The organism is Geodermatophilus sp. SYSU D00079 (genome assembly GCF_054050635.1).
The window spans coordinates 22,762-47,348 of sequence record NZ_JBJGZS010000008.1 but is presented as its reverse complement, the minus strand read 5'-3'; the positions used below and the strand labels follow the sequence as shown (position 1 = coordinate 47,348).

Annotated in this window: 27 protein-coding genes; 14 read left to right on the top strand and 13 right to left on the bottom strand. The window is 76.3% G+C overall.

The window, feature by feature from the left end; genetic code table 11:
• Positions 1–63: 63 nt before the first annotated feature.
• Genes ACI79E_RS09195 through ACI79E_RS09180 form a run of 4 tightly spaced genes read right to left on the bottom strand, consistent with a single transcriptional unit; the run spans position 64 to position 2,712 of the window.
• On the bottom strand, positions 64–408 hold the full coding sequence (locus ACI79E_RS09195) for a TraR/DksA family transcriptional regulator (protein ID WP_456932224.1): 345 nt from the start codon (positions 406–408) through the stop codon (positions 64–66).
• A complete protein-coding gene (locus tag ACI79E_RS09190) occupies positions 398–1,033 on the bottom strand; it encodes a class I SAM-dependent methyltransferase (protein WP_456932223.1) in 636 nt (211 codons plus the stop codon). The genes ACI79E_RS09195 and ACI79E_RS09190 overlap by 11 nt, the downstream gene beginning before the upstream one ends.
• Positions 1,030–2,316 carry a YibE/F family protein gene (locus ACI79E_RS09185; protein WP_456932222.1) on the bottom strand — a complete coding sequence of 429 codons (1,287 nt, stop codon included), beginning with the start codon at positions 2,314–2,316 and terminating at the stop codon, positions 1,030–1,032. Before ACI79E_RS09185 ends, ACI79E_RS09190 begins: the two co-directional genes overlap by 4 nt.
• A 30-nt stretch (positions 2,317–2,346) precedes the next feature.
• The gene (locus ACI79E_RS09180) at positions 2,347–2,712 is read right to left on the bottom strand and encodes an STAS domain-containing protein (protein WP_456932221.1); all 366 of its coding nucleotides are present in this window, start codon (positions 2,710–2,712) and stop codon (positions 2,347–2,349) included.
• Positions 2,713–2,909: 197 nt separating this feature from the next.
• On the opposite strand from ACI79E_RS09180, the gene ACI79E_RS09175 reads away from it, so the two are divergent.
• The 6 genes from ACI79E_RS09175 (at position 2,910) to ACI79E_RS09150 (ending at position 7,774) form a co-directional block, all read left to right on the top strand.
• Entirely contained in the window at positions 2,910–3,407 is a 498-nt protein-coding gene (locus ACI79E_RS09175) for an Hsp20/alpha crystallin family protein (protein ID WP_456932220.1), read from the top strand.
• Between the two features lie 91 nt (positions 3,408–3,498).
• A complete protein-coding gene (locus tag ACI79E_RS09170) occupies positions 3,499–3,933 on the top strand; it encodes a MerR family transcriptional regulator (RefSeq protein WP_456932219.1) in 435 nt (144 codons plus the stop codon).
• 76 nt (positions 3,934–4,009) lie between these two features.
• On the top strand, positions 4,010–4,303 hold the full coding sequence (locus ACI79E_RS09165) for a metal-sensitive transcriptional regulator (protein WP_456932218.1): 294 nt from the start codon (positions 4,010–4,012) through the stop codon (positions 4,301–4,303).
• Positions 4,304–4,327: 24 nt separating this feature from the next.
• Positions 4,328–4,537, top strand: a complete 210-nt coding sequence (locus ACI79E_RS09160; protein WP_456932217.1) for a heavy-metal-associated domain-containing protein — start codon at positions 4,328–4,330, stop codon at positions 4,535–4,537.
• Positions 4,538–4,562: 25 nt separating this feature from the next.
• Complete coding sequence (locus tag ACI79E_RS09155; RefSeq protein WP_456932216.1) at positions 4,563–5,471, top strand: hypothetical protein; 909 nt, start codon at positions 4,563–4,565, stop codon at positions 5,469–5,471.
• 11 nt (positions 5,472–5,482) lie between these two features.
• Positions 5,483–7,774 (top strand): heavy metal translocating P-type ATPase, encoded by a 2,292-nt coding sequence (locus ACI79E_RS09150; RefSeq protein WP_456932215.1) that lies wholly within the window; start codon positions 5,483–5,485, stop codon positions 7,772–7,774.
• Positions 7,775–7,824: 50 nt separating this feature from the next.
• Here ACI79E_RS09150 and ACI79E_RS09145 read toward each other — a convergent pair whose 3' ends face one another.
• Together ACI79E_RS09145 and ACI79E_RS09140 are read right to left on the bottom strand one after the other, a co-directional pair.
• Positions 7,825–8,754, bottom strand: a complete 930-nt coding sequence (locus ACI79E_RS09145) for a M48 family metalloprotease (RefSeq protein ID WP_456932214.1) — start codon at positions 8,752–8,754, stop codon at positions 7,825–7,827.
• Between the two features lie 11 nt (positions 8,755–8,765).
• Positions 8,766–9,128, bottom strand: a complete 363-nt coding sequence (locus tag ACI79E_RS09140; RefSeq protein ID WP_456932213.1) for a BlaI/MecI/CopY family transcriptional regulator — start codon at positions 9,126–9,128, stop codon at positions 8,766–8,768.
• Positions 9,129–9,234: 106 nt separating this feature from the next.
• Here ACI79E_RS09140 and ACI79E_RS09135 point away from each other — a divergent pair, with 106 nt between their 5' ends.
• From ACI79E_RS09135 to cydC, 3 genes are read left to right on the top strand one after another with little or no spacing between them, the layout of a single operon-like run.
• The gene (locus ACI79E_RS09135) at positions 9,235–10,791 is read left to right on the top strand and encodes a cytochrome ubiquinol oxidase subunit I (protein ID WP_456932212.1); all 1,557 of its coding nucleotides are present in this window, start codon (positions 9,235–9,237) and stop codon (positions 10,789–10,791) included.
• Between the two features lie 12 nt (positions 10,792–10,803).
• Positions 10,804–11,817, top strand: a complete 1,014-nt coding sequence (gene cydB, locus ACI79E_RS09130) for a cytochrome d ubiquinol oxidase subunit II (RefSeq protein ID WP_456932211.1) — start codon at positions 10,804–10,806, stop codon at positions 11,815–11,817.
• Positions 11,814–15,224, top strand: coding sequence for a thiol reductant ABC exporter subunit CydC (cydC, locus tag ACI79E_RS09125; protein WP_456932210.1), 3,411 nt, complete (start codon positions 11,814–11,816; stop codon positions 15,222–15,224). Before cydB ends, cydC begins: the two co-directional genes overlap by 4 nt.
• Before the next feature lie 16 nt (positions 15,225–15,240).
• On the opposite strand, the gene ACI79E_RS09120 is transcribed toward cydC, so the two are convergent.
• Positions 15,241–15,612, bottom strand: coding sequence for a hypothetical protein (locus ACI79E_RS09120; protein ID WP_456932209.1), 372 nt, complete (start codon positions 15,610–15,612; stop codon positions 15,241–15,243).
• Positions 15,613–15,755: 143 nt separating this feature from the next.
• Here ACI79E_RS09120 and ACI79E_RS09115 point away from each other — a divergent pair, with 143 nt between their 5' ends.
• The gene (locus ACI79E_RS09115; RefSeq protein WP_456932208.1) at positions 15,756–16,316 is read left to right on the top strand and encodes a dihydrofolate reductase family protein; all 561 of its coding nucleotides are present in this window, start codon (positions 15,756–15,758) and stop codon (positions 16,314–16,316) included.
• Positions 16,317–16,326: 10 nt separating this feature from the next.
• Here the strand turns inward: ACI79E_RS09115 and ACI79E_RS09110 are convergent, their stop codons facing one another.
• Entirely contained in the window at positions 16,327–16,965 is a 639-nt protein-coding gene (locus tag ACI79E_RS09110; protein ID WP_456932207.1) for a hypothetical protein, read from the bottom strand.
• 19 nt (positions 16,966–16,984) lie between these two features.
• Between ACI79E_RS09110 and ACI79E_RS09105 the strand changes: the two genes are divergently transcribed.
• Complete coding sequence (locus tag ACI79E_RS09105; protein ID WP_456932206.1) at positions 16,985–17,209, top strand: hypothetical protein; 225 nt, start codon at positions 16,985–16,987, stop codon at positions 17,207–17,209.
• Positions 17,210–17,378: 169 nt separating this feature from the next.
• The gene (locus ACI79E_RS09100; RefSeq protein ID WP_456932205.1) at positions 17,379–17,771 is read left to right on the top strand and encodes a nuclear transport factor 2 family protein; all 393 of its coding nucleotides are present in this window, start codon (positions 17,379–17,381) and stop codon (positions 17,769–17,771) included.
• Between the two features lie 18 nt (positions 17,772–17,789).
• Here ACI79E_RS09100 and eutC read toward each other — a convergent pair whose 3' ends face one another.
• The 3 genes from eutC to eat are packed head-to-tail and all read right to left on the bottom strand — an operon-like array spanning position 17,790 to position 21,438.
• Positions 17,790–18,533, bottom strand: a complete 744-nt coding sequence (gene eutC, locus ACI79E_RS09095) for an ethanolamine ammonia-lyase subunit EutC (protein WP_456932204.1) — start codon at positions 18,531–18,533, stop codon at positions 17,790–17,792.
• Positions 18,534–18,559: 26 nt separating this feature from the next.
• Positions 18,560–19,972, bottom strand: a complete 1,413-nt coding sequence (locus ACI79E_RS09090; RefSeq protein WP_456932203.1) for an ethanolamine ammonia-lyase subunit EutB — start codon at positions 19,970–19,972, stop codon at positions 18,560–18,562.
• Positions 19,969–21,438 carry an ethanolamine permease gene (gene eat / locus ACI79E_RS09085; protein ID WP_456932202.1) on the bottom strand — a complete coding sequence of 490 codons (1,470 nt, stop codon included), beginning with the start codon at positions 21,436–21,438 and terminating at the stop codon, positions 19,969–19,971. The genes ACI79E_RS09090 and eat overlap by 4 nt, the downstream gene beginning before the upstream one ends.
• A 242-nt stretch (positions 21,439–21,680) precedes the next feature.
• Between eat and ACI79E_RS09080 the strand changes: the two genes are divergently transcribed.
• Positions 21,681–22,409 carry a GAF and ANTAR domain-containing protein gene (locus ACI79E_RS09080; protein ID WP_456932201.1) on the top strand — a complete coding sequence of 243 codons (729 nt, stop codon included), beginning with the start codon at positions 21,681–21,683 and terminating at the stop codon, positions 22,407–22,409.
• A 7-nt stretch (positions 22,410–22,416) separates the two neighbouring features.
• On the opposite strand, the gene ACI79E_RS09075 is transcribed toward ACI79E_RS09080, so the two are convergent.
• Positions 22,417–23,301, bottom strand: a complete 885-nt coding sequence (locus tag ACI79E_RS09075) for an SDR family NAD(P)-dependent oxidoreductase (protein WP_456932200.1) — start codon at positions 23,299–23,301, stop codon at positions 22,417–22,419.
• Between the two features lie 89 nt (positions 23,302–23,390).
• Complete coding sequence (locus tag ACI79E_RS09070) at positions 23,391–23,792, bottom strand: hypothetical protein (RefSeq protein WP_456932199.1); 402 nt, start codon at positions 23,790–23,792, stop codon at positions 23,391–23,393.
• A gap of 155 nt (positions 23,793–23,947) precedes the next feature.
• On the opposite strand from ACI79E_RS09070, the gene ACI79E_RS09065 reads away from it, so the two are divergent.
• The gene (locus ACI79E_RS09065) at positions 23,948–24,568 is read left to right on the top strand and encodes a hypothetical protein (RefSeq protein ID WP_456932198.1); all 621 of its coding nucleotides are present in this window, start codon (positions 23,948–23,950) and stop codon (positions 24,566–24,568) included.
• Positions 24,569–24,587: the final 19 nt, after the last annotated feature.

Genomic DNA, 24,587 nt, shown 5'->3' with positions numbered 1-24,587 from the left:
GCACGCGGCGTCGTGCCCCGGGCCGTCGAGACGACGCGTGCACACGGCGCCGCGACCCGGGGCTCAGCGGGCGCAGTCGATGCAGGTCCGCGCCGCGGGGCGGGCCGCCAGCCGCTCGGGCGCGATCGGCCGCCCGCAGCTCTCGCAGGTGCCGTAGTCGCCCGCCGCCCGCCGGGCCAGGGCGGCGTCGACGTCGGCCAGCCGGCGCCGGGCGGCGTCGAGGAGGGCGGCGACCTGCTGCCGCTCGAAGGCGATGGTCGCACCCTCGGGGTCGTGCTCGTCGTCGGCGTTGGACGCCTTCGAGGCCTCGACGACGGCGTCGAACTCCCCGGTGAGCGCCGCGATCTGGGCGAGGACGGCGGCCCGCTCGGTGGCCAGCGCACCGCCCCCGCCCGCCTCAGCGCTCACGGCGCAGCAGCCGCAGGGAACCGGTGCCCGGCAGCTCGGTGAACTCCCCCGACGCCAGCACCCGCCGGTACACCCCGTAGGGCGCCTGCCCCCCGTCGGCCGGGTCGGGGAAGACGTCGTGGATGGCGAGGGTGCCCCCGACGGCGAGCTTGGCCACCCACGCGTCCTGGTCGCGGCGCGCGGACTCCTCGGTGTGGCTGCCGTCGAGGAACAGCAGCGCCAGCGGGGTGCTCCACAGCGGTGCGAGGACCTCCGACCGGGCGACGACGGCGATGACGACGTCCTCGGCTCCGGCGTCGGCGATGGTCCGGCGGAACCGCGGCAGGGTGTCGATCAGCCCGACGGCGGGGTCGACCAGCGACGGGTCGTGGTACTCCCAGCCCGGCTGGTGCTCCTCGGAGCCGCGGTGGTGGTCGACGGTGACCACCTTCCGGCCGGTCTCCCGCGCGGCGGCGGCCAGGTAGAGCGCCGACCTCCCCATCCAGCTGCCGACCTCCAGCAGCGGGCCGGGCACGGCGACGGAACGGGCGGCCTCGTACAGCGCCGTCCCCTCCTCGTCGGGCATGAAACCGGGCGCGGCGCGGGCGGCGGTGAGCAGGTCGGGCACGGGCACAGCCTCGCTCACCGGGCGAACCGGGCGCGCAGCGCGGTCATCCGCCGGTCGGTCGCGGCCCCGGCCTCGGTGCCGGCGGCCTTGGCGAAGAAGGCGCCGGCCGCCGTCGTCACCGGGACGGCGAGGACGAGGGCGATCGCCCCGACGAGGGTGCGGATGACCTCCTCGGCCATGGCCGAGCTGGTGAGGACGACGTCCCACGGCTGGGCGTACAGCTCGAACAGCAGCAGCAGCGGCAGCGCGGCCCCGGCGTAGGCGAAGACGATCGTGTAGACCGTCGAGGCGATGTGGTCCCGGCCCACCGCCATCCCGCGCGAGTACAGCTCCCGCCAGCTCATGTCGGGGTCCACCTCGTGCAGCTGCCACACCGCCGAGGCCTGGGTGATCGTGACGTCGTTGAGCACCCCCAGCCCGGCGACGACGACCCCGGCGAGGACCAGGCCGGAGAAGTCCAGGGTCGGGTCGTAGCCGAGCAGCGTGGTGGTCTCCTCGCTGGTCAGCCCGGTCAGCCGGGCCGTCGCCACGGCGAGGGCGCCCATGACGGCGACCAGCGTCAGCCCGAACAGGGTGCCCACCAGCGCCGTCGTCGTCCGGGCGGAGAAGCCGTGGGCGAGGTAGAGGACGACGAACATGATCGCGGCCGACCCGACCAGGCTGGTCAGCACCGGTGACTGCTCGGTGAGCAGACCGGGGAGCACGAACTGCAGGAGGACGGCGAAGGCGAAGGCCAGGCCCAGCAGCGAGGCGAGTCCGCGCAGGCGGGCCACCAGGCCGACGACGACGGCGAAGGCGATCGTCAGCACGACGATCGGCACGTCGCGGTCGTAGTCGAAGAACGCGTACGCCGCCGGGCCCTCCGCGCCGGCGTCCCGGGTGAGGACGAGGACGTCGCCCTCGGCGACCCCGGCCGAGAACACCTCCGCCGGGAGGTCGACCTGCACGAACTCGCCGGCACCCGGGCCGTCGAGCACCTCGGTGACCACCGTGGCGCAGGTCAGCTGCTGCGCCGGCTGCCCCTCCCCGCCGGGCAGTGAGCAGTCGAACGGCTCCACCGACGCCACGCGGGCGTCGTGGTAGGTGGTCCCGGGCGGGACGTACAGCTCGGCCGCCTGCTGAGCCCGGGACGGTTCGTCCCCGGGCCACAGCACGACCAGCCCCACGACGGTGGCCAGCCCGACCGGCACGAGCAGCAGCAGCATCAGCCGGACGGCGCGGCGCCGGCGGAGGAGCACCTCCGGACTCGGCGGGGGCGCGTCGGGGTCGGGACCGTGGCTGTGGGGGTGGCTCGGCGGCACCCGGTCAGGCTAGGAGGTGTCGCCCGGCGCTCACTCCTCGACGGGGAACCGCAGCCACAGGCCGGACAGCTGCAGCGGCCGGGCCACCGCCGAGGGCGGGGCGACGAGCACCAGCTCGACCCCGCGCGGCTGCCCCAGCTTCTGCAGCTGCACCAGCACCGCCATCCCGGCGGAGTTCACGTAGCGGACCGCGCGGGTGTCCAGGCGCACCCGGTGCAGCCCCGGCTCGGCGAGCAGGAGGTCGGTCATCGTCCGGACCAGTGGCCGCCGCGCCTCCTCGGTCAGCTCGCCGCTGACGGTGAGCGTCGCGACGTCGCCCGTGAGGCTGGTGGTCACCTCCGTCGTCCCGTTGCCGGCCTGTTCCTGCCCCGTCTCCCCCTGCGCTGAGGGGACCATGCGCTCGTCCACGGGGGACCACTGCCCCGTGCGCCCGGTGATCACGCGCGCGCGGGGAAACCGGGCACGGACAGCGGGAACAAAGTTCGCCGATGGACGTTTACACAGGTGCGCGTCAGAGGTAATCTCCAGTCGCCACTAGAGGTTCACCTCGGGCAGCGAACTCGACAGGACCACACACAGGAGGTTGCACAGCCATGGCGATGCTGACCGCCTACGACCCGTTCGCCGCCACGTCCGCCGCCTTCCGGGCACTGGACCAGCTGACCGGCCGCGCCGGTTCGATGACCGCCCGCCCGCTGTCGGGCATGCCGATGGACGCCTACCGGGTCGGCGACAACTTCGTCGCCCACTTCGACCTGCCCGGCGTCGACCCCGGCTCGATCGACCTGTCGGTCGAGGGCACGACGCTGACCGTGACGGCCGAGCGCACGGTGCCCCAGCTCGAGAACGCCGAGTGGAGCATCGCCGAGCGGCCCTACGGCAGCTACACGCGCCAGCTCGTCCTCGGCCGGAGCCTGGACACCGACCGGCTCGAGGCCAGCTACCACGACGGCGTGCTCACCGTGAGCATCCCCGTCGCCGAGAAGGCCCGGGCCCGCAAGATCCAGGTCACCCGCGCCGACACGCCGGTCGCGGTGGAGGGGCGCACCATCGAGGGCGAGGCGTCCCAGTCCAAGGCCGTCGAGAGCTGATCGGCCACCCGGCGGCCCTCGGCCGCCGCGCGACAGGGGCCGGGCCCGCGCGGGCCCGGCCCCTGCGCACTCCGGGAACGGGAGGAGCGTCATGAGCGAGCAGCACCGCGGGGACCCCGGCGCGGGCGGCGACGCGCTCCGACGCCTCGACGACCCCGACTTCCCGGCGCTCACGATGAGCCAGGCGGCGGAGCTGCTCGGCGTCCAGGCGGCCTTCCTGCGCAGCCTGGACACCGCGGGGGTGCTCCAGCCGCACCGCTCCCCCGGCGGGCACCGCCGCTACTCCCGCCACCAGCTCACCCTGGCCGCGCGACTGCGCGGTCTGCTCGACGACGGGCACACCCTCGCCTCCGCCGAGGTGATCCTCGGCCTGCAGGACGAGCTCGCCGACGCCCGGGCCGACAGCGAGCGGCTGCAGGCCACCGTCGACCGGCTGCGCGCCGGCAACCGCGGTCGGGACCGGCACGACGCGCCCCCCGGCGGGGACGACGCGGCCGGGCGCCCGGCGCCCCGCGCACGAGGGTGACCGACGCCACCGCCACGCATGAACCCTAGGGGGGTATGGTTCAGGCTCAGGAGCACGAGCCGCCAGGAGGACCCCCGTGGAGACCGCACCGCACGGCTACATCCACCGCAAGGACGACTACCTCAAGCGCCTGCGCCGCATCGAGGGCCAGGCCCGCGGCCTGCAGCGGATGGTCGAGGACGAGAAGTACTGCATCGACATCCTCACCCAGGTGTCGGCGATGACGAAGGCACTGCAGTCGGTCGCCCTGGGCCTGCTCGAGGAGCACATGTCGCACTGCGTCGTCCAGGCGGCCCAGGCCGGCGGCCGCGAGGCCGACGAGAAGGTCCGGGAGGCCTCCGAGGCGATCGCCCGGCTCGTCCGCTCCTGACCCACCCCGCTGAGAGGAACCCCCGTGAGCACCGCCACCTACACCGTCGTCGGCATGACCTGCGGCCACTGCGTGTCCGCCGTCACCGAGGAGGTCTCCGCCGTCCCGGGCGTCACCGCGGTCGACGTCGACCTGGCCACCGGCGGCCTGACCGTCAGCAGCACCGACCCGGTCGACGACGGCGCCGTGCGCGCCGCGGTCGAGGAGGCCGGCTACGAGGTCGCCGGCAGCTGACCGGCACACCGGCGAGGAGATCCCCATGGACACCCCGGCGCGACTGGCCGTCGTCGCCCTCGGCCTGACCGCCGTCTTCGGCGCCGCCGTCGGCGTCGGTGCCGCGGTGGGCCCGATCGACGCACCGCAGCCACACGCCACGGGAACGGACACCCCGGCCCCCGCCCCCGCCGGGGACGCCTACGGCGGTCTCGCCGTCGCCGAGTCCGGGTACCGCCTGGAGCTGGCGGAGCGGCAGCTGCCCGCCGGGGCGGCGACCCTCGCCTTCCGCGTGCTCGGCCCCGACGGCGACCCGGTCCGGGCCTTCGACGTGGAGCACGACGAGGACCTGCACCTGGTCGCCGTCCGCCGCGACCTCACCGGCTACCAGCACCTGCACCCGGAGCTCGGCGCCGATGGCACGTGGCGGACGCCGGTCACGCTGACGCCGGGCAGCTGGCGGGTCGTCGTCGACGCGACCCCGACCGCGCTCGGCGAGGACCTCGTGCTCGGCACCGACGTCGAGGTCGCCGGTGCCTACGACCCGCAGCCACTGCCGGCACCCGATCCGGTGGCCGGGACCGACGGCTACACCGTCGTCCTGACCGGCGACCTCGTCGCCGGCCGCGAGTCGGAGCTGACCCTCAGCGTCAGCCGCGACGGCCGGCCGGTCACCGACCTGCAGCCCCACCTCGGCGCCTACGGACACCTGGTGGCCCTGCGCGAGGGCGACCTCGCCTACCTGCACGTGCACCCGGTCGAGCCGGCCGACGGGACCACCCCCGCCCCCGGTCCGCACGTGGCGTTCGCCGCCACCGCGCCGTCCCCCGGGTCGTACCGACTGTTCCTCGACTTCCGGCACGGCGACACCGTCCACACCGCCGCCTCCACCCTCCGGGTCGACCCCGGCGGCGAGGCCCCCGCCGAGCCCGGCCCGCACGGGCACGGTGGCTGAGGAGACCCCCGATGAGCACCACGCACGCCCCGGTCGGCGAGATCGAGCTCGCCATCGGCGGCATGACCTGCGCCTCGTGCGCCGCCCGGATCGAGAAGAAGCTCAACCGGCTCGACGGCGTCACCGCCACGGTGAACTACGCGACCGAGAAGGCGAGGGTCAGCTACGGCGGCGCGGTCACGCCCGCCGAGCTGATCGCCACGGTGGAGAAGACCGGCTACACCGCGACCCTGCCCCAGCCGCCGCGGGCGGAGGCGGAGCCGGCCGAGGACGACCCCGTCGGCCCGCTGCGGCGCCGGCTGGTGGTCTCCACCCTGCTGACGGTGCCGGTCGTCGCCATGGCGATGGTCCCGGCGCTGCAGGTCACGTACTGGCAGTGGCTCTCGCTGACCCTGGCCGCGCCGGTGGTCGTGTGGGGCGGACTGCCCTTCCACCGCGCCGCCTGGACCAACCTGCGCCACGGCGCGGCGACCATGGACACGCTGGTCTCCCTCGGCACCGGCGCGGCGTTCCTGTGGTCGCTCTACGCGCTGTTCCTCGGCACCGCCGGCGAGCCCGGGATGACGCACCCGTTCGAGTTCACCGTCGCCCGGGGCGACGGCAGCGCGAACGTCTACCTCGAGGCCGCCGCCGGCGTGACCACGTTCCTGCTGGCCGGGCGGTTCGCCGAGGCCCGCTCCAAGCGGCGCGCCGGTGCCGCCCTGCGCGCCCTCCTGGAGCTGGGCGCCAAGGAGGCCTCCGTGCTGCGCGGCGGCACGGAGCGGCGGGTGCCGGTCGACCAGCTCGTCGTCGGTGACCTGTTCGTCGTGCGCCCCGGCGAGAAGATCGCCGCGGACGGCGAGGTCACCGAGGGCGCCTCCGCTGTCGACGCCTCGATGCTCACCGGCGAGTCGGTGCCGGTCGAGGTGGGCCCGGGCGACGCCGTCGTCGGGGCGACGGTCAACGCCGGCGGCCGGCTGGTCGTGCGGGCCACCCGGATCGGCGCGGAGACGCAGCTGGCGCAGATGGCCCGGCTGGTCGAGGACGCCCAGAACGGCAAGGCCGAGGTGCAGCGGCTGGCCGATCGGGTCTCCGGCGTCTTCGTGCCGGTCGTGCTGGCCCTCGCCGTCGCCACGCTCGGCTTCTGGATCGGCGCCGGCGCCGGGCTGCCGGCCGCGTTCACCGCGGCGGTCGCCGTGCTGATCATCGCCTGCCCCTGCGCCCTCGGGCTGGCCACGCCGACCGCACTCATGGTCGGCACCGGCCGCGGAGCCCAGCTCGGCATCCTCATCAAGGGCCCGGAGGTGCTGGAGTCCACCCGCACCGTCGACACCGTGGTGCTCGACAAGACCGGCACGGTGACCACCGGCCGGATGACCCTCGTCGACGTCGTCGCGGCGGCCGGCGCGGACGCCGACCGGGTGCTGCGGCTGGCCGGCGCGCTGGAGCACGGCTCGGAGCACCCGATCGCCCGCGCGGTCGCCGCCGCGGCCGCCGACCGGGTCGGCCCGCTGGCACCGGTCGAGGGCTTCACGAACCTGGCGGGGCTCGGGGTGCAGGGCCTCGTCGAGGGCGCCGCGGTGCTCGTCGGGCGGCCCCGGCTCCTCGCCGAGCGGGAGGTGCCCGTGCCGGCGTCGCTCGTCGCGGCGCAGGCCGACGCCGAGTCGCGGGGGGCCACGGCGGTCCTCGTCGCGGTGGACGGTGCGGCCGTCGGCCTCCTGGTCGTCGCCGACGCGGTCAGGCCCACCTCGGCTCGCGCGGTCGCCGACCTCCGCGGCCTGGGCCTGCACCCGGTCCTGCTCACCGGTGACAACGCGGCGGTCGCGCGGACCGTCGCCGCCGAGGTCGGCATCGACGAGGTGGTCGCCGAGGTGCTGCCGCAGGACAAGGTGGACGTCGTCCGGCGGCTGCAGGCCGAGGGACGGGTCGTGGCGATGGTGGGGGACGGCGTGAACGACGCCGCCGCCCTCGCCCAGGCCGACCTGGGGCTGGCGATGGGCACCGGCACCGACGTCGCGATCCAGGCCTCCGACCTCACGCTCGTGCGCGGCGACCTGCGCGCGGCCGCGGACGCGATCCGGCTGTCCCGCCGCACGCTGGCGGTCATCAAGGGCAACCTGTTCTGGGCGTTCGCCTACAACGTCGCGGCGATCCCGCTGGCCGTGGCCGGGCTGCTCAACCCGATGATCGCCGGCGCCGCGATGGCGCTGAGCTCGGTCTTCGTGGTCACCAACAGCCTGCGGCTGCGCCGGTTCGCCCCGCTGGCGCGCCCCGGGGACGAGGCCGCCGTCCCCGCCGGACGCCGGGCCGCCGTTCCCGCCTGACCGGGACACCTCCCCGGAGCACACCTCCGCCGCGCGGCGGCGCGCCCCGCTCAGAGCGCGGGCAGGAGCAGCAGCGCCGTCGGCAGCAGCAGGAGCAGCCCCGCCGACAGCAGCGCGGCGCCCCGGGCCCAGCCCGGCAGCGGGGACGGCGGCTCCAACAGCCGCGCCACGCGCGCCCCGAGCGCGCTGCCGGTGACCGCGAGCGCGCCGTCGGGCACCCCCGCTCCCCCGGCGCCGCCCGCGGCGACCACGATCGCCTGGGCCAGCGTGCGCCGCGGCGCCGACCCGGTCAGCGAGCCCAGCGCCACGTCGTCGGCCCGCATCTCGACCAGCGCCCGCACGGCCTGGTGCGCGCGGCCGGCCGCGGGCAGCACCGGCAACGCCGCCTCCCAGGCGACGAACGGCAGCAGCAGCAGGTGGTGGTGCTCCCGCAGGTGGGCCCGCTCGTGCGCGACGACGGCGGCCAGCTGGCCGTCGTCGAGTTCGGCGACCATCCCGGAGGACAGCACGAGGAGCGGCTTGGCGCCGGGGATGCAGAAGGCGACCGGTGCGGGGTGGTCCAGCAGCCGGGCGTCGGGCACGGCGGCCGGCTGGACGACCAGCTCCAGCAGCTCCCGGTGCCGTCGGCGGGTGCGCGCGGTGCGCAGCCACGACAGCAGGAGGACGCCGAGCAGCTCGGCCGCGAGCACGGCCGCGAGGGTCTGGGTGACCCAGTGGTCGCCGCGGACCGGCGCCTCGGCGGGGTGGCGGGTGACCCAGTGCCACCAGGCCTCGGGCAGCGAGTGGCCCCACGGCGCCAGGCCGTGCACGAGCAGCGCCCCGATGATCGACAGCCCGCCGGCGAGGCCGATCGCCTGCCAGCAGACCAGGGCGACGAGCGGGTCCCGCCGCGGCCACCGGGCCCGGGCCAGCAGCGCCGGCACCGGCCACGCCAAGAGCGCGGCCAGCACGGCGAGGGCGGCCGCGGTGGCGGGGAGCACGGCTCAGGCGGTCAGCGGTCGGCGTCCGGCCCCGCCGCGGCCAGCAGCTCCCGCAGCAGCCGGGCCTCGTCGGCGTCGACGCTGCCGACGAAGCGGGCCAGCACCGCCTGCCGATCGCCGGCGGAGCCGAGCACCTCGTGCATCAGCTCGGCGGCGTGCTCCTCACGGGTGGCCCGCGGCCGGAACCGCCGCGGCCGCGCGTCGTCGTGGACGACGAAGCCCTTCTGCTCCAGGCGGGTCAGCACCGTGTGCACGGTGGTCAGCGCCAGCCCCCGGTCGGCCAGCCCGTCCCGCAGCTCGGCGGCCGAGACGGCACCGTCGGCCGACCACAGCCGGTCCATGACGGCCCGTTCCAGCTCACCCAACGACGCCACGTCCACTCCCTGTCCTGCGACTCACACCCGCTTCTTCTACGTCGTGTAGAAGTAAGTGTTCTACTTGTCGTAGAACATCGTACGTCGCCCAGTGAGGGGAGCGGCCGTGGACGTCCTGGACGTGGCGCGCTGGCAGTTCGGGATCACGACCGTCTACCACTTCCTGATGGTCCCGCTGACCATCGGGCTGGGGATCCTGGTCGCGGTCATGCACACGATGTGGGTGCGCACCGACAAGCCCGAGTGGCTGCGGATGACCCGCTTCTGGGGTCGCATCTACCTGATCAACTTCGTGCTCGGCGTCGCCACCGGCCTGGTGCAGGAGTTCCAGTTCGGCCTGGCCTGGAGCGAGTACAGCCGGTTCGTCGGCGACGTGTTCGGCTCGCTGCTGGCCCTGGAGGCGCTGCTGGCCTTCTTCCTCGAGTCGACGTTCCTCGGCCTGTGGATCTTCGGCTGGGGGCGGATCCCGAAGCGGCTGCACCTGGCGGCGCTGTGGGCGGCGGTGATCGGCTCGATCGTCAGCGCGTACTTCATCATCGCGGCCAACTCGTGGATGCAGCACCCGGTCGGCGTCGTCGCCGACGACGCCACGGGCCGGCCGGTGCAGGTCGACTTCCTGGCCGTCCTGACCAACAACACCGCGCTGGCCGCGTTCAGCCACGCCATCGTCGCCGCGCTCATGGTCGCCGGGGCGCTGCTGGTCGGCGTCGGCCTGTGGCACCTGCGCCGGCGCGCGCTCGCGGAGCAGCCGACCACCGACGTCTCGGGCGGGCGGGTCGACGACTCGGTGTGGCGCCGCTCGGTGCGGCTGGGCGGGTGGGTGTCGCTGGCCGCCTTCGTCCTCGTCGCCCTCACCGGCGACTGGCAGGGCAAGCTCATGTACCAGCAGCAGCCGCTGAAGATGAGCTCGGCCGAGGCGCTGTGCGAGACCGAGGCGCCGGCGTCCTTCTCGATCTTCGCCTGGGGCAAGCTCGGCAACAACGAGTGCGACGACGTCCACTCGATCACCGTCCCGTACCTGCTCTCCTACCTCGCCCACGGCGACTTCTCCACCGCCGTGCCGGGCGTCAACGAGCTGCAGGAGGAGTACGGCGCCGTCTACGGCGAGACCTACCCCGACGACCCGTCGCGCTTCGGCGCCCTGGCCGGCGAGGAGATCGACTACACCCCGCTGCTCGCGGTCACCTACTGGAGCTTCCGGCTGATGATCGGCATGGGCGCGGTGTCGGCGGCGGTCGCCGCGTACGCGCTGTGGGCGACGCGGAGGGGCCGGGTGCCGACCTCCCGGATCGGCGTCCACGGCGCGCTGCTCGCCGTCGCCGCGCCGTTCGTCGCCAACGCGACCGGCTGGATCTTCACCGAGATGGGCCGCCAGCCCTTCGTCGTCCACCCGAACCCGGACGTCCCGGTCGACGAGCAGGTGTGGTTCTTCACCGCGCAGGCCGTCTCCCCCGGCGTCAGCGCCGCCGAGGTCTGGACGTCGCTGTCGGTGCTCACCCTCGTCTACGGCGCGCTGGCCGTCGTCGAGCTGTGGCTGATCACCCGCTTCGTCCGCCGCGGCGTGACCACCGGGGACGGCGCCCCGACCCCCGGCACGCCGCCGGAGGGGGCGCCTGGGTCCCGCCGTGACGCCGACGACGACGTCCTCTCCTTCGCCCACTGAGCTGGAGCCGACATGGACCTGCAGACCCTCTGGTTCGCCGCCGTCGCGGTGCTGTGGACCGGTTTCCTCCTGCTCGAGGGCTTCGACTTCGGCGTCGCCGCGCTGCTGCCGGTGCTCGGCCGCCGCAGCGCCGACCGGCACCTCATGCTGCGCACCATCGGCCCGCTCTGGGACGGCAACGAGGTCTGGCTGATCACCGCCGTCGGCGCGGTGTTCGCCGCCTTCCCCGGCTGGTACGCCACCTGGCTGCCGGCGCTGTACCTGCCGTTCGTGCTGGTGCTGTTCGGGCTGATCATCCGCGCGGTCGCGTTCGAGTGGCGGCACTCCCACTCCACCGAGGCCTGGGACGCGACGTGGACGCGGGTCATCACCGCGGGCTCGCTGATCGCCGCCGCCGGGATCGGTGCCGCCCTGGGCGCCACCACCCTCGGCCTGCCCATCGGGGCCGACGGCATCCGTGTGGGCGGCGCCCTCTCCGGGTTGAGCTGGCCGGCGCTGCTGGGCGCCGTCGCGGTGCTCGGCTTCTCCCTCGTGCACGGCGCGCTGTTCCTGGCGCTGAAGACCGACGGCCCGGTGCGGGTCGCCGCCCGCCGGTTCGCCGGGCGGTGGGCGCCCGTGGCCGCGCTGCCGCTGCTGGCGTGGGCCGGCGTGGTGCACCTGCGGTACGGGACGCCGGTCACCGCGGTGCTGTGGCTGGTCGCGGCGCTGGCCGTGGTGGTCGCCTGGGCGCGGCTCCGGGTGGACCGCGAGGGCCAGGCGTTCACCGCCTGGGCTGTGCTGCTGGTGGCCGCGGCCGCGACGGTGTTCGGCGCGGTCCACCCGGTCGTCGTCCCCTCGACGATCGACCCGGCCTTCGACGTCACCGTGGCCGACGCCTCGGTCAGCGACTACACGCTCACCGTGATGACCTGGGCGGCCGGCATCGGCCTCCCGGTGGTGCTGGGCTACCAGGCCTGGACCTACTGGGTCTTCCGCAAGCGGCTGACCGCCGAGCCGGTGCACGCCGACGTCCCTTCGCACGCATGACCGGCCACAGTGGCCACGAAGGCCGCTCCCCGCACGGCCGGAGTGGCCACGACGGCCCTCGGGGGCCGCTCGCGGCGCTGGCCGGGGTGCCGGGGCTGACCGGGGCGCTGGTGCGGCAGGCGGTGGCCGCGCTGGGCCAGGCGGCCGGGCTGGTGCTGCTGGCCGCCGGGCTCGCGCACGCGGTGGCCCGCGCGGCGGGGCACGCCGACGGCACCCTCGCCGGACCGCTGCTGGTGGCTGCCGCCGGCGTCGGGCTGCGCGCGCTCGCCGGGTGGGCCGGCGAGCTCCTGGCTGCCCGGGACGCCCGCCGCGCCGAGCAGGACCTGCGCGCCCGGCTGCTCACCCGGCTGGCCGTCTCTCCCGCGGCGGTCGAGGCCGCGGGCGGCCCCGGCCCCGCGGCGGTGCTGGCCACCACCCGGCTGGCCTACCTCGGCCCGGGGCTGGCCACCCGCCTGCCGGCGCTGGCCTCGACGCTCGTGGTGCCGCCGGTGCTGCTGGCCGTCCTGGCCTGGACCGACCTGCTCTCGGCCGTGCTGGTCGCGGTCACCCTGCCGCTGGTGCCGCTGTTCATGGTGCTGGTCGGCCTGACCACCCGGGACGGCACGACCGCCGCCGCCCGCGCCCTGGACCGGATCGCCGCGCACGTCGCCGAGCTGGTCAGGGGACTGCCCGTGCTGGTGGGCCTCGGCCGCGCCGCCGAGCAGGCCGCCGCCCTCGCCGAGCTCGGGGAGGCCTCGCGCCGGCGCACCCTGGCCACGCTGCGGCTGGCGTTCCTCTCCTCGCTGGTGCTGGAGCTGCTCGCCACGCTGTCGGTCGCGCTGGTCGCGGTGACCGTCGGCCTGCGGCTCGTGCACGGCGACGTGGCGCTGGCCGTCGGCCTGACCGCGCTGCTGCTGGCACCCGAGGCGTTCGCCCCGCTGCGCGCGCTGGGCGCGGCCCACCACGCCGGCGAGGACGCCGCGCTGGCCGCCGCCGAGGCCCGCGCCGTGCTGGCCGCCCCCCTCGCACCCGCACCGGGGGCCGGGCCCGACGACGACCCGCGCGGCGCCGACGTCGCCGTCCACGGGCTGACCGTCCGCTTCGCCGGCCGGACCGCACCCGCGCTGCCCCCCGTGGACCTGGCCGTGCGCCCGGGTGAGCTCGTCGCCGTCCGGGGCGCCAGCGGATCGGGCAAGTCGACGCTGCTCGCCGCCCTGGCCGGACTGGTGCCGCCGGCCGCGACGGTCGAGGGCAGCGTCACCGGCGTCCCGGCAGGCGCCGTCGCGTACGCGCCGCAGCACCCGCGGACCACGGCGGTGACCGTCGCCGACGAGCTGCGGCGGCACGCCGCACCGGGCCCTGGCGTGGACGAGGTCGTCGGCGAGGCCCTCGTCGTCGAGGCGCTGGCCCGGGTGGGCGCCCCCGCGCTGGCCGGCCGGCGCTGCACCACCCTCTCCCCCGGCGAGCTGCAGCTGGTGGCACTGGCCCGCGCGCTGGTGCGCATCCGCCGCGGGGCGCGGCTGCTGCTGCTGGACGAGCCGACCGCGCACCTGGACGCCGACGCCGCCGCCCGCGTGGCCGCGGTGCTCGCCGGTCTGCGCGGCACGGTGACCGTGCTGCTGGTGACCCACGACCCCGCGCTGGCCGCCCTCGCCGACCGGACCGTCCACCTCGCCGCGGCCCCGGCTCCCCCGCTTGCACCGGGGCCTGCGCACGCGGGGCCATCAGCACCCGATCGCCCCGGGTCCGCAGGTCGCGGGAACACGCTCCCCGCCCCGGACACCCCGACCGGTGCCGCGCTGCGCTGGCCGCGGCGGGCGCTGGCCCGGGCGGTGGCCGCCGGCACCGCGTCGGCCGGTGCCGGGGTCGCGCTGACGGCGGTCTCCGGGTGGCTCATCGTGCGGGCCGCGGAGATGCCGCCGGTGCTGACACTCCTCGTCGCGATCGTGGGGGTGCGGGCCTCCGGGCTGGGCCGGGCCGGCCTGCGCTGGACCGAGCGGATGGCCGCGCACGATGCCGCGCTGCGCCTGGCCGCCGACCTGCGGGTGCGCCTGTGGGCCGCCCTGGCGCGGCAGGGCCTCGCCGCCGACCGCACCCCCGGTTCCGCACTGGCCCGGGTCATCGGCGACGTGGCGCTCGTGCAGGACCTGTCGGTGCGCGTCGTCCCGCCCGCACTGGTCGCCGGGGTGGTCACCGCCGGCACCGTGGGCGCCCTCGCCCTGGTCTCCCCCTCCGCCGCGGGGGCGACCGGCCTGGTCCTCCTGGGCACCGCCGCGCTGGTCGCCGCGGCGCACCGGCGGGTGGACGTCGGCGCGGCGCGGGCCGAGGCGGCACTGCGGGTGGCCGCGCTGGACGAGACCACGACCGCACTGGAGGGCGCGGCCGACCTGCGGGCGCACGGCCTGGCCGCGCACACCGCCGCCGACCTGACCGCGCTCGCCGCCCGTCGCGGCGCCGCCGACCGCGCCACCAGCGCGGCGGCGGCGCTGGGCGGCGGCCTGGTCGCCCTGGGCACGGGCCTGGCCGCGGTGGCCGGTGCCGCAGTGGGAGCGGCGTCGGGGGTCACCGGCCCCGCCATCGCGGTGCTCGCGCTGGCCCCGCTGGCGCTGGCCGAGCCGCTGACCGGGCTGGTCGGCGCCCTGCAGCGGCGGGGCGCGCTCGCCGACGCGCGGGCCCGCCTCGACGCCGTCCTCACCGCGCCGGTGCCGCATGACCCGGCCGCGGCACTGCCCGCTCCTGCACCGGTCCGGACGCTGGCCACCGACGGCGTCACCGCCGGCTGGCCCGGCGGTCCCGACGTGCTGCACGGGCTCACCACGCGGGCGGCCGCCGACGGCGGCTGGCTGGTCGTGCGCGGCCCGTCGGGATCGGGCAAGTCGACGTTCCTGGCCGTGCTCATGGCGGCGCTGCGGCCCCGCGGCGGCGACTACACGCTCGCCGGCGTGCCGGCCGGCCGGCTGGGCGGGGACGACGTGCGGGCCCGGATGGCCTGGCTGCCGCAGGAGGCGCACGTGTTCGCCTCGACGATCCGCGCCAACCTCGCCCTCGCCGGCCCCCGTGGCGAGCTCGCCGGGCCGGCGGGCGAGGAGCGGATGCGGGCGGCGCTCACCTCCGCGGGGCTGGGCGGCCTGCTGGCCGGCCTGCCCGACGGCCTGGACACCCCGGTCGGCACCGGGGGCACGGCCCTGTCCGGCGGCGAACGGCGCCGGCTGGCCGCGGCGCGCGCGCTGCTGGCCGACCGGGACGTCGTGCTGCTCGACGAGCCGACCGCCCACCTGGACCCGCCCACCGCCGCCGCGCTGGTCCGCGACCTGCGGACGGCGCTGGCCGGCCGGGTGGTCGTCTGCGTGACCCACGACGACGACGTCGCGCAGGCCGGTGACACCGTCGTCCGGCTCGGGGAGCCCGTGGCCGCGCCGGCCCGCTGACCCGGGTAGGGGGCGCTCAGGCCGCGGCGGCGTGCGGCGGGACGACGCCGGCGGGCCGGGCGCGGACGACCTCGAAGCCCGGGCACGCCGGCAGCTCCGGGTCGACGACGAGCGGCACCCCGGGCGGCGGCCCGAGGGTGGTCGGGGCGCCCCCGGTCGGGCCCAGCTCCGCCACGACCCGCTCGTGGAGCTCGGGTCGCACGCGGATCTCCCGCGGCGCAGCGGCGCCGGGGGTCAAGGCGGCGGCGACGAGGTCGCCGGCGACGTCGGGCCGGGCCCAGTGCCGGGAGTGGGCGGAGCCGGGCGGCGGCCCGCTCGCGCCTGGGTGGTCGGGTGCCTCCGGCACGACGTCGGAGGCCGGTCCCCTGCGGACGATGACCTCGAACATGGCAGCCCTCCTGGGCACGTCCCCCGCGCACCTGTCCAACGCTGGGGGAACCACGGCCATGCCTACCCCGGAGCACCGACAGTTCCCGCGGGATACGCGATCGGGGAGCTCTCTTCGTCGGTCCCCTCGGGCACGCTGCGGGCATGGACGCACCCTTCACCGGTTCGGTCTTCCTCGGCATGAGCGTCGACGGGTTCATCGCCCGCCCCGACGGCGACCTCTCCTGGCTCACCGGCGACACCGAGGTCGGGGGTGCACCCGACGACGGCGCCGGGGGCGACTTCGGCTTCACCCACTTCGTCGCCGGCATCGACGCGCTCGTCATGGGTCGCGGCACCTACGAGGTGATCGCACCGATGGACCAGTGGCCGTACCAGGGCAAGCCGGTGCACGTGGTCAGCACGACGCTGGACCCCGGCGCCGACGCCCGCATCACCGTGCACGGCTCGTTCGACGACGCGGTCGCCGCGCTGACCGCGGCCGGGTACCGCCGGGTGTACGTCGACGGCGGCCGGCTGGTGCACACGTTCCTCACCGCGGGGCTGATCGGCGACCTCACGCTGTCGCGGGTGCCGGTCCTCATCGGCGCGGGGCACACGCCGTTCGGCGCGCTGCCGGGTGACGTCCCGCTGGAGCACGTCGGCACCCGCACCTTCCCCGGCGGCATGGTGCAGACGACCTACCGGGTGCGCCGGCCGGGCTGAGCCGCGGCGCTCAGGCCGTGGGGACGTCGACCGGGACCTCCGGGCCGAGCCGGGCGCCCTGCAGCAGCCGCAGGTCGTCGCCGGACCAGAAGCTGCCCGGGTCGTAGGCGTTGCGCGGCCGGCCGCCGTCCAGCAGGCCCATCGCGGTGTAGGTCGCGGCGACCAGTTCGGCGCAGAACACCGTCTCCGCCGACGTCCGGCGCCGCAGCCGGCCGTTCACCCAGCCCACGGCCAGCCCGCGGGTGGTGGGGAACGGCTTGCCGTCCAGGCGGGCGACGGTGCGCAGGACGGCGTCCTCCATCTCCGGGGTCACGCCGCCGTCGTCGGCCGGGCCGACCAGCTGGCGCAGCCAGGCGCGCTGCCCGTAGCGCTGCCGCCAGGTGCGGACGGCGTCGGCGAGGTCGTGCAGCTGGACGCCGCGCTGGTGCTGGCCGGTCCAGACGTCGGGCAGGGACCGGCCGAGCTCAGCGTGCCAGAGCAGCGGGGGCAGGTCGTCGAGCACCACCGCCATGCCGACGTGGTTGACCGGCGCGTTTGTCAGCGCCTGGATGGCGCGGTCGGCGACCGAGGCGCCGCGGAACACCCAGACGTCTCCGGTGCGGGTCAGCTCGACCGCGTCGTCCAGCGGCAGCGCACGGGGCTGGGGCACGCGGCTACGTTAGGCGACCGTGCGGCTCTGGAAGCTCCTCGGACTGGCCGGCCTCGCGGGCGTCGCGGCGAGCGGGGCGGTGCTCGCCCGCAACGAGCGCCAGCGCCGCGCGCACACCCCGGAGGAGATCCGTGCGCGCCTGCGGCAGCGCCACGCCGCCCTCGCGGAGGCACCGGATGCGGCGCCCGCCCAGCAGCCCGCCGTCCGCCGTGGCCGCCTGGCCCGCCTGCTGCGCCGACGCTGACACGGACGGCGACCGCCACACCGGGCTCCGACCGATCGCCTTCCGGCACGGGGCCGCCGGGTCGACACTGCTCGCGCCCGCCGGTGTCGCCGGGCGTCTGTCTGGGTCATCCGTCCGGCGACGCCGACGCGGTCTCCACCCGTCACGGGGGGACTGCGAGGAGGCAGCCATGTCCGAGCACCCCAACGTGCAGCGACTCGAGGACGGCTACGCGGCCTTCGCCAAGGGCGACATCGCCGCCCTGGACGACCTGTTCGCCGAGGACATCCGCTGGCAGGAGCCAGGACGCAACCAGCTGTCGGGCACCTACGAGGGCCGGGCAGCGGTGTACCAGCTCTTCGGCCGCGTCATGGAGGTCACCGAGGGCAGCTTCCGCCTCGACGTCCGCACGGTCCTCGCCGACGGGGACGACGCCGTGGTCGTCTGCGGGGTCACCGCGCAGCGGGGCGGGCAGAGCCTCGACACGGTGAACGCGCACATCTGGCGGTTCGCCGGGGACCGCGCCGTCGAGTTCCGGGAGGCCTCCGGCGACCAGCACGCCACCGACGCGGTCTTCGGCTGACCGGTCCCCGCTCGCCGGTCAGCCCGCGCCGGCGGGCAGCGCGGGGCCCTCGTCCTTGAGCGCCACCCCGGAGGCCCCGAGCTCCCGGGCGGCCGACAGCAGCGCGGCCACCGTGTCGGCGGCCTGCGCGTAGGACAGCCCGTGCGGCGGCCGGACGTTGGACACGCAGTTGCGCTCGGAGTCCGCCCGCCCCGGGCGCGGGTCCCAGGTCAGGTAGACGCCGAGGGAGTCCGCCGAGGACAGCCCGGGGCGCTCCCCGATGAGGACGACGACCGCCCGCACCCCGAGCGCCGCACCGACCGCGTCGCCGAGCGCCACCCGCGCCTGGGAGGCCAGCACCAGCGGGGCGAGCGTCCAGCCGGGCAGCCGGTCGAGCAACGCCGTCGTCAGGCCCGCGGCGTGCTCGTGCACCGCCCGCGGGGAGAGCCCGTCGGCGATGACGACGGCGAGGTCGGCGTCGGTGCGCGGCAGCGTCGTGCCCTCGGCGAGCTGCCGGCCGAGGTCGGGCCGCTGCAGGTAGGTGGCCCGGTCCCCGGCGGCGGAGTGCACCTCCAGCAGGTCGTGCCCGGGCAGGCCGGCCCGCACCAGCCCCGGGTCCAGCGGCTGGTGCACCGCGTCCCGGGCCGCGGCGTGCGCGGCGCGGAACTCCAGCTCCCGGGCGGTGGGCAGCGCGTCGCCGGCCCGGCCGAGGGCGACCCGTGCCCGGGTGGCCGCCCGCAGCACCGCCCAGGGATCACTCTCCGGAGCGGCAGAGATGGCCATCTCTGCCGCTCCGGGGTCGCGGACGCTCATGCCTTCGCCGCCGCCAGGAGGGCCCGCGCCGCGGGGGCGTCGGGGGCGAGCTCGCGGACGCGGCCGGCGTCGTCGAGCAGCTCCATCCGGGCCAGCCACTCCTCGAACTCCGGTGCCGGCCGCAGCCCGAGCACCGAGCGGGTGGTGAGCACGTCGGAGAAGGCCAGGGACTGGTAGTGCAGCATCACGTCGTCGGCGCCCGGGACGGCGATGAGGAAGGTGCAGCCGGCCGCGCCCAGCAGCAGCATCAGGGCGTCGGTGTCGTCGCCGTCGACCTCGGCGTGGTTGGTGTAGCAGACGTCGACGCCCATCGGCAGGCCGAGCAGCTTGCCGCAGAAGTGGTCCTCCAGCCCGGCCCGCAGCACCTGCTTGCCGTCGTACAGGTACTCCGGGCCGATGAACCCGACGACGGTGTTGACCAGCAGCGGCTCGAAGTGCCGGGCGACGGCGTAGGCGCGGGCCTCCAGCGTCTGCTGGTCGACCGGCCGCCCGCCGATCCCCCGGTGCGCGTCGGCCGACAGCGCCGAGCCCTGGCCGGTCTCGAAGTAGGTCACGTTGGCGCCGACGGTCCCGCGGCCGAGCGCCAGCGCACCGGCCCGCGCCTCGGCCAGCAGGTCGAGGGTGACCCCGAAGCCGCGGTTGGCCGGCTGGGTGCCGGCGACCGACTGGAACACCAGGTCGACCGGCGCGCCCTGTTCCAGCGCCCGCAGCGTGGTCGTGACGTGTGCCAGCACGCACGACTGCGTGGGGATCCCGTACCGGCTGATCACCGCGTCGACCAGTTCCAGCAGTGCGACGGTGCGGGCCGGGGAGTCGGTGGCCGGGTTGATGCCGATGACGGCGTCCCCGCAGCCCTGCAGCAGCCCGTCCACGATGGAGGCGGTCACCCCGAGCGGGTCGTCGGTCGGGTGGTTGGGCTGCAGCCGGGAGGCCAGCCGGCCCGGCAGGCCGAGCGTGCTGCGCAGGCCGGTGACCACCCGCGTCCGGCGGCCCACGGCGACCAGGTCGGCGTTGCGCATCAGCTTGGACACCGCCGCCACCATCTCCGGGGTCAGCCCGGGGGCCAGCCCGCTGATGGCCGCCTCGTCCCCCGCGGCCGCCCAGGCCAGCAACCGGTCGCGGAACTCCCCCACCGTGAGGGAGGCGACCGGCGCGAACGCGGCCCGGTCGTGGGTGTCCACGACGAGCCGCGTGACGTCGTCCTCCTCGTAGCCCACCACCTGCTCCTCGAGGAAGGTGGCCAGCGGGAGGTCGGCGAGCACGGTCTGCGCGGCGACCCGCTCGGCGGCGGACTCCGCGGCGCAGCCGGCCAGGACGTCCCCCGACCGCGCCGGGGTCGCCTTGGCCAGCAGCTCGACCAGGGTGGGGAACTCGTAGGTGTGCCCGGCGACGGTGCCCCGCCGTCTCATCGGACGTCCTCCTCCGCCTCGGCCAGCAGCTCGAACTCCTCCTCCGGCGCGGAGGCGACCAGGTGGTGGCGGCTGTACAGCGCGAAGTAGGCGAGGAAGACCGCGTAGGCGCCGAGGGTCCACAGCGCCGCGGTGACGTCGACGAGGAAGGTGGCCACGACCGCGGCGGCGGCCAGCACCAGCGCGACCCCGGTGGTGGCCACGCCGCCGGGCGTCCGGTACGGCCGCTCCAGGTCCGGCTCCCGGCGGCGCAGCACGATGTGGCTCACCATCATCAGCACGTAGGACACCGTCGCCCCGAAGACGGCCATGTTCAGCAGCATCGCGCCCTGCCCGGTCAGCGACAGCACGAAGCCGATCGCCCCCGGGACCAGCAGCGCCAGCATCGGCGCCTTGCGGGAGTTGGTCACCGACAGCGCTCGCGGCAGGTACCCGGCGCGGGAGAGGGCGAAGGTCTGCCGCGAGTACGCGTAGATGATCGAGAAGAAGCTGGCCACCAGCCCGAACAGGCCGGCGTAGTTGACCACCCGGGTGATGCCGTCGGGGGCGGCGGAGCCGGCGAGCGCGTCGACCGGCGGGTTGCCCGAGGCGGCGATCGCCGAGGAGCCGGCCGCACCCGGGGTGAAGACCAGCATGAGGACGGCGAGGACGACGAGCACGCCCATCGCCGCGACGATCCCCCGCGGCATCGAGCGGGCCGGGTCGCGGGCCTCCTCGGCGGCCAGCGGCACGCTCTCCACGGCGAGGAAGAACCAGATCGCGAACGGGAACGCCGCCCAGATGCCGATCAGCCCGTACGGCAGGAACGACGAGGCGCCGGCCGCGTCGGTGGGTGCGATGTCGAGCAGGTTGCCGGCGTCGAACTGCGGGATCGCGCCGACGAGGAAGACCACCAGGCCCAGCAGGGCGACCACCGTGACGGCGAACATGGCCTTGAGCGCCTCGCCGACGCCCATGAGGTGGATGCCGATGAACAGCGCGTAGACCGTCAGGTACACCCACCAGCCGTCGGTGATGCCGAACAGCCCGAGGGACTCCACGTAGGCGCCGATGAAGGTGGCGATCGCGGCGGGGGCGATGGCGTACTCGATGAGCACCGCGATGCCGGTGGCGTAGCCGCCCCACGGCCCCAACGCCCGGCGGGCGAAGGTGTAGCCGCCGCCGGCGGTCGGCAGCGCCGAGCCGAGCTCGGCCAGGCCGAACACCATCGCCGTGTACATGACGGCCATGAGGACGACGGCGACGAGCAGCCCGCCGAACCCGCCCTCGGCCAGCCCGAAGTTCCAGCCGGCGTAGTCCCCGGAGATGACGGCGGAGACCCCGAGCCCGGCCAGCAGCAGCCAGCCCGCCGTCCCGGTGCGCAGTTGCCGCTTGTGGAGGTAGCCCTCGTCGACCCGCTCGGCCTCCACCCCCGCGTGGTGGCCCGGGCGGCCGGGGGTCGGACGGGTACCGGGTCCAGCGGTCATGGCAGACCTCCCGCGTCGGCCCCCGGGGACGGGTGGGGTCAGCGTTCTCGCAGCGCCGGGCGCGGTCAACCCGCAGCGTGCGACCGGAACACGGTGTTCACCGGCCCGACGCGGGCGGCGCCGCGGGTGGGACGGGCGGGCGGGGGTGACGGTGGACACGCCGCGGGGCGACCGCGTGGCACGCGCCATGTCGGTTGGGCACAATCTTCCTCGACGCGGTGGCCGATGGAGGAGTACGACCGGTGGGGACGCCCGACACGACGCCCGTGGGCGACGACACCGATCTGCTGGCCCTGCTGGCCTCCGGCGGTGACCTCGACTCCTTCCTCGCGGACCTCGTGCACCTGGCCGTGGGGCACACGCCGGCCGCCGAGGCGTGCGGGCTGACGCTGGCCCGCGCCGGCGGCGGGGTGACGGTGCACGCCACCGGGCCGCTCGCCGCGGAGGCCGACGAGCGGCAGTACGAGGTGGACGACGGTCCGTGTCTGCAGGCGATGCGTGAGGGGGTCGTCGTCCGGGTCGAGGACATGCCGACCGAGCGCCGCTGGGGTCCCTATCCGGAGCTGGCCGCGCGGGCCGGGGTCCGCTCGTCGCTGTCCCTGCCGCTGGAGGTCGAGGGCCGCAGCCGCGGCGCGCTCAACCTCTACGCCACCCGGCCCGCCGCCTTCGGCGCCGAGGACGAGGCGGCGGCCGGCCGGTGGGCCGCCCAGGCCGTCGGAGCGCTGGCGGTGGCGCTGCGCATCGCCGACGGCGACGACCGGGCCGACCAGCTGCTCGGCGGCCTGGACACCCGGACGACGATCGGCCAGGCCATCGGGCTGGTCATGGCGCGGGAGCGGTGCACCGCCGAGCAGGCGTTCGCCCTGCTGCGGGTGTCCTCGCAGCGCCGCAACGTCAAGCTGCGCGACGTCGCCGCCGCCCTCGTCGCCGCGTTCGAGGCCGACCTGCCGGAGCGCCTGGACCGCTGGTGAGCGACGCTCAGACCGCCCGCCAGGGGCCCTTCACCGCGTTGCCCTCGGGGCGGGAGGCGAAGACGTTGCCCTCGGTGGGCGCGGCGTCGTCCCCGGCGAGGGCGAAGGTCTTGAACAGCGGGCCGACGAGCGCATCGTAGAGCCCGGGCAGGAGCCGGAAGCCGGCCACGATCACGTTGTTGGCGATGCCGGCCTGCACCAGCCGCCGCGGGCGGTCCAGCCGCGCCACCACCGCGCGGGCCACGCGCTCGGCGGTGTAGACCGGCGGGGGCGGCCGTCCGGTGCTGCCCGCCCACGTCGCGCCCTGGTAGTAGATCGGGGTGTTCACCCCGCCGGGGGCGACCGCGGAGACGTGCACGCCGGGGACGTCGCGCACCTCCTGCTGCAGGGTGCGCACGATGCCCAGCTGCCCCCACTTCGCGGCCGCGTAGGTGCCCATCAGCGGTGCGGTGACGGACCCGAGCAGCGAGTTGACCACCACCAGGTGGCCGGCGCCCTGACGGCGGAGGACCGGCAGCACCGACCGGGCCACGTTGGCGGTGCCGTGCACGCCGGTGTCGACGACGGCCTCGAAGACCTCCCGGGGCACGTCCTCGATGCGCCCGTAGGCCATGGTCTGCGCCGCGTGGACGACGACGTCCAGCCGGCCGAACCGGTCGAGCGCGGTGTCCACCACCCGCTGCAGCGCGTCGGCGTCGGTGACGTCCGCGGCGCAGACGAGCACCTCGGCGGCGCCCCGTTCCCGGGCCTCCGCCGCGGTCTCCTCCAGCGGTCCGCGGCCGCGGGCGACGAGCACGAGGCGGGCGCCGCGACCGGCGAGGTCGTGCACGGTCGCCCGGCCGATGCCGCTGGACGCGCCGGTGACGAGGACGGTCAGGGCGTCAGGCGGCATGGGGCTCCTCGGGCTGGGGCCGAGGGTGCTCTGCAGTGCTGGACCGCCCCGGCTCGACGTCCTCCGCCCCTACCCGCGCCGCGGTCCGCTCATGCGGGGCCGTCGGGCAGCACGCCGTACAGCCAGCCCGGGCCGGTGACGGCGGCGTCCTCCGGCAGGCGGGCGCGCAGGCCGCGGTCGGCGGTGACCACCAGCAGCGGGACGCCGTCGGCGGCGAGCCGGGCGGCCCGGTCGGCGAGGGCGTCGTCGCCGCTGCCGGGCGCGCGGACCACGGTGACGCCCTCGGGCACCCGGACGTCGCGCGCCGCCCCCTCGACGACCACCACCAGCTCCCGGCACAGCAGCGTCCCGCCACCGGGCGCGGCCAGCAGGCGGCCGGCGAGGGGTGCCAGGCGCCGCACCAGGCGGGTGGTGGCGCCGGCGCGGTCGCGCCACCACCCGTCGGGCCGGGCCCCGAGCACGTTGGCCACGTCGACCAGCACGACCGTCATCGCACCTCCCGCGGACGTGTCCGATCCTGCCCTCCCCCGGCGGGCCGGAGGCGGCCGTCCGCGCCGGTGGGGGCGGCGGTTTGCGCGGTCCGGCGGCGGGAACCGACCGGGGCGTCCCGCGCCGGTCGGCGCGGGCCTGCCCGGAGGAGGGGCCCATGGCCAGCAGCGACCGGACCGCCCACGACCACGACGCCACCCGCGACGGCGCCTCGGCGACCCGGGGCGTGGCCCGCGACGCGGTGGCCGCCCAGCGCTCCCGGTTCGGTGGCATCAAGTGGGGTGCGGCGTTCTTCGGCTGGCTGTCGGCCAACGGGCTGGCGGTACTGCTCATCGCGCTGCTGTCGGCGGCCGGCGTCGCGCTGGGGCTCACCCAGGGGCTGGACTCCCCGGACGACGCCACGGCGCAGGCCGACACGATCGGGCTGGCCGGCGCGATCGCGCTGCTCGCGGTGCTCTTCCTGGCCTACCTCGCCGGCGGCTACGTGGCCGGCCGCATGGCCCGGTTCGACGGGCTGCGGCAGGGCGTCGCCGTGTGGCTGATCGGGCTGCTCGTGGTGGTGGTGCTGTCCATCGCGGGCTATCTGCTCGGCCGCGAGTACAACGTGCTCGAGGCGCTCAACCTCCCGCGGATCCCGATCGACGAGGGCACCGCCACCACCGGCGGGATCCTGACCCTGGTCGCGATGGCGGTGGTCACGCTGGTCGGCGCCGTCCTCGGCGGGAAGCTCGGCACCCGGTACCACCGCAGGATCGACCGCGCGGGCTTCACCGCCTGAGCCGGTCCGCGGGGGCTGC

What these genes read in the sequence shown, in the direction of transcription:
- ACI79E_RS09090 (WP_456932203.1), bottom strand. Translation starts at nt 19,972, where the DNA reads ATGAGACGGCGGGGCACCGTCGCCGGGCACACCTACGAGTTCCCCACC.
- ACI79E_RS09150 (WP_456932215.1), top strand. Translation starts at nt 5,483, where the DNA reads ATGAGCACCACGCACGCCCCGGTCGGCGAGATCGAGCTCGCCATCGGC.
- ACI79E_RS09180 (WP_456932221.1), bottom strand. Translation starts at nt 2,712, where the DNA reads ATGGTCCCCTCAGCGCAGGGGGAGACGGGGCAGGAACAGGCCGGCAAC.
- ACI79E_RS09155 (WP_456932216.1), top strand. Translation starts at nt 4,563, where the DNA reads ATGGACACCCCGGCGCGACTGGCCGTCGTCGCCCTCGGCCTGACCGCC.
- ACI79E_RS09100 (WP_456932205.1), top strand. Translation starts at nt 17,379, where the DNA reads ATGTCCGAGCACCCCAACGTGCAGCGACTCGAGGACGGCTACGCGGCC.
- ACI79E_RS09170 (WP_456932219.1), top strand. Translation starts at nt 3,499, where the DNA reads ATGAGCGAGCAGCACCGCGGGGACCCCGGCGCGGGCGGCGACGCGCTC.
- ACI79E_RS09070 (WP_456932199.1), bottom strand. Translation starts at nt 23,792, where the DNA reads ATGACGGTCGTGCTGGTCGACGTGGCCAACGTGCTCGGGGCCCGGCCC.
- ACI79E_RS09115 (WP_456932208.1), top strand. Translation starts at nt 15,756, where the DNA reads ATGGACGCACCCTTCACCGGTTCGGTCTTCCTCGGCATGAGCGTCGAC.
- ACI79E_RS09065 (WP_456932198.1), top strand. Translation starts at nt 23,948, where the DNA reads ATGGCCAGCAGCGACCGGACCGCCCACGACCACGACGCCACCCGCGAC.
- eutC (WP_456932204.1), bottom strand. Translation starts at nt 18,533, where the DNA reads ATGGCCATCTCTGCCGCTCCGGAGAGTGATCCCTGGGCGGTGCTGCGG.
- cydB (WP_456932211.1), top strand. Translation starts at nt 10,804, where the DNA reads ATGGACCTGCAGACCCTCTGGTTCGCCGCCGTCGCGGTGCTGTGGACC.
- ACI79E_RS09175 (WP_456932220.1), top strand. Translation starts at nt 2,910, where the DNA reads ATGGCGATGCTGACCGCCTACGACCCGTTCGCCGCCACGTCCGCCGCC.
- eat (WP_456932202.1), bottom strand. Translation starts at nt 21,438, where the DNA reads ATGACCGCTGGACCCGGTACCCGTCCGACCCCCGGCCGCCCGGGCCAC.
- ACI79E_RS09120 (WP_456932209.1), bottom strand. Translation starts at nt 15,612, where the DNA reads ATGTTCGAGGTCATCGTCCGCAGGGGACCGGCCTCCGACGTCGTGCCG.
- cydC (WP_456932210.1), top strand. Translation starts at nt 11,814, where the DNA reads ATGACCGGCCACAGTGGCCACGAAGGCCGCTCCCCGCACGGCCGGAGT.
- ACI79E_RS09075 (WP_456932200.1), bottom strand. Translation starts at nt 23,301, where the DNA reads ATGCCGCCTGACGCCCTGACCGTCCTCGTCACCGGCGCGTCCAGCGGC.